Genomic DNA, 2,779 nt, shown 5'->3' on the forward strand with positions numbered 1-2,779 from the left:
GGACGGTGACGTCGCGGGGCCTGCCGCGGCGCGCGGGGCCGGCGGTGTTTGCGCCCCCCTCGACGGCGCGTGTACCGTATTTCATGGACATCGTGTCCAGTATATGTCCAGCTCATCCACCACAATCCGGGGGAACCAGCAGATCTTCATGCGTGTCTTGTCGAGTACCACTGCCCTCATCGCCGCAGCGGCGGTCTCTGCCGCCGTCCTGGCCGGCTGCGCGCCGCCGTCGGGTCCCGAGGCGACGGCTCCGACGGGACTGCCTGCGGCCACCACCGCCGCGCCCAGTTCGGCCCCCAAGGAGAACAGCAGCGCCGCCGACTACTCGCGGCTGCTCATCCAGCCCGGTGACATCGACAGCCCCGGCGACACCTTCACCGCTCGCTCGTCGGTGCCCAACCGCCGCGGCGGCCAAGGCGTTTCGACACTGTTCGTGAACCAGGACGACACCAAGGCCGTCGGCGTCACCATCAACATCACCCCCGACGAGGCCGCAGCCGCCAGCGCGCTGGACGCCAGCGTCAAGTCGCTGACCGCCTCGGTGGTGGGCGGCACGCCGCAGCCATCGCCGGTCGGCACCGGCGGCACCGTGATCACCGGCACCGCGCCCGACGGCAACAAGGACGTCACCCTGCTGTTCTTCACGCAGGGTCCGGCGGTGGTCCGGATGGAGTTCGGCAGCGTGCTCGGCCAGCCCACCCCGCCCGAGGTGGTCACCGACGTCGGCACCAAGCAGGCGATCGCGCTGCGCACCGGCCTGTCCGACTCCGCCGCGCCGCGCTGATCCGCCCGGTGCCGTGAGGGCTCGCCGCCGCCTCCCGGTCGAGCGGTTCGATGCCGCGACCGGCCGGTGGCGCGAAGTGCACGCCCCCGCACCCGTCGAGCGCGACGGACTGACGGTCACCACCTTCAACGTCTGGTTCGACGAGCACTTCGCCGACCATCGCTACCGCGCGATGGCCGCACTGCTCTGCGACGCGATGCCCGACGTCATGGTCTTCCAGGAGGTCACCCCGGCCGCGCTGGAGGTGTTCCTCTCCCAGTCCTGGGTCCGCGAGCACTACCTGGCGAGCTCGATCACCGGTGAGGACGTCGGCAACTACGGCATGCTGCTACTGACCCGCGTGCCGGTCGACGGGGTCACCTACACGCGGCTGCCGACACGGCTGGACCGCGGCTACCTGCGCGCCGACCTCACCGTCAACGGCGCCGCCCTGGCCGTCTGCGGCGTGCACCTCGACAGCGGCAAGCGGTCGGCCCGGTTGCGGGCACGACAGCTGCGCACGCTGTTCCGCGCCGTGCGCGGTGCCGACGAGGCGGTGCTGCTCGGCGACTTCAACATGCGCGACGCCGAGAACCCCCGCATCACTGCGCCGTTCATCGACGTCTGGCCGGCGCTGCGGCCCGGTGAGGACGGCTTCACCGAGGACACCTCGATCAACCTGATGCGGTACGACAGCAAGAACAAGCACCGCCACGTCCGGTTCGACCGCGTGCTGGTCAAGGGCAGGCGCTGGCACGCGGTCGGCATCGACCTGCTCGGCACCCGGCCGGTGTCCGAGGCGCTGCCGCGGGTCTTCCCGTCCGACCACTTCGGCGTGGTCTGCCGCCTCGCCCACCTCCCGGCGGCCCCCGCGCGACCGTCCTGGTGGCGCCGCGCGGGTTCTAGGGTGGGCTGATGGCCACGGAGCGGCGCGACGGCGTCGAGCTGACCAACCTCGACCAGGCTCTGACGCCCGACGCCGGGGCCACCAAGCGGGACCTGGTGGACTACCTCGACGCCGTGGCCGACCGCATCCTGCCCGGCCTGGCCGGCCGCCCGCTCACGGTCCTGCGAGTGCTGCGCGGCCGGGCGCCGTTCATGCAGAAGAACGTCCCGAAGTACACCCCCGAGTGGGTGCGAACCGTGTCGATCTGGGCCGAGTCGTCGCACCGCGAGGTGCGCTACGCGCTGTGCGACGACCGCCGGACGCTGCTGTGGCTGGCCAATCAGCGCGCCGTCGAATACCACCCGACGCTCGGGCCGGCCGCCGAGCGAGGCTCGCCGAGCGAGCATGTCCCCGACATCTACCGGCCCACGCACCTGATCCTCGACCTCGACCCGCCCGAGGGCGCCGATTTCTCCGCGGTGGTGGCCGTCGCGCACCTGGTGCGCCAGGCGCTGTCGGACTGCGGGCTGGCGGGCGCGGTCAAGACCAGCGGCGCCAAGGGCATGCACGTGTTCGTGCCGATCGACGACCACACCCCGGTCGACGACGTCGCGGGCGCCACCCGCGCGCTCGCCGCGCGTGCCGAGGCGCTCGACCCGGACATCGCCACCACCGCGTACATCGTCTCCGACCGCGGCGGCAAGGTGTTCGTCGACTCCACCCGGGCCGGCGGCGCCACCGTCGCCGCCGCGTACAGCCCGCGGCTCCGGCCGGGCACGCCGGTGTCGTTCCCGGTGCCGTGGTCCGACCTCGACCGGGTCAGCCCGGCCGACTTCACCGTGCACACCGCCGTCGACGCGCTCGGCGCCGGCGACCCGTGGGCGGAGTCGATGCCCCCGCCGCAACGGCTGCCCGACGACCTCATCGCCCACGGCCGGACCATCCCGGTGGCGCGGGTGGCGGCGATGCACGAGGGCAAGCGCCGGGCCCGCGCACGGCGGGCCGGAGACCCGGCGGCGCCCGGCGACGATCCGTAGGGTGGACGCGACCGGTTTCAAGACCGAGGCGTGGAGGCAATACCTCGTCGGAACGGCACCCGGTCGTCACCACATCCAGTGAAGGGGATTCAT

At 72.6% G+C, this 2,779-nt stretch carries 3 protein-coding genes; all 3 read left to right on the forward strand.

The annotated features are described in order from the left end of the window. Positions 1-157 precede the first annotated feature (157 nt). Genes Q2100_RS24810 through Q2100_RS24820 form a run of 3 tightly spaced genes read left to right on the forward strand, consistent with a single transcriptional unit; the run spans position 158 to position 2,686 of the window. Positions 158-784 (forward strand): hypothetical protein, encoded by a 627-nt coding sequence (locus Q2100_RS24810; RefSeq protein ID WP_302916194.1) that lies wholly within the window; start codon positions 158-160, stop codon positions 782-784. 13 nt (positions 785-797) lie between these two features. Then, positions 798-1,679: an endonuclease/exonuclease/phosphatase family protein gene (locus Q2100_RS24815; RefSeq protein WP_302916195.1), complete on the forward strand. Its 882-nt coding sequence runs from the start codon at positions 798-800 to the stop codon at positions 1,677-1,679. Further along, a complete protein-coding gene (locus tag Q2100_RS24820; protein WP_407667686.1) occupies positions 1,679-2,686 on the forward strand; it encodes a DNA polymerase domain-containing protein in 1,008 nt (335 codons plus the stop codon). Before Q2100_RS24815 ends, Q2100_RS24820 begins: the two co-directional genes overlap by 1 nt. Positions 2,687-2,779 lie beyond the last annotated feature (93 nt).

The organism is Mycolicibacterium arseniciresistens (assembly GCF_030519285.1).
Classification (GTDB): domain Bacteria; phylum Actinomycetota; class Actinomycetes; order Mycobacteriales; family Mycobacteriaceae; genus Mycobacterium; species Mycobacterium arseniciresistens.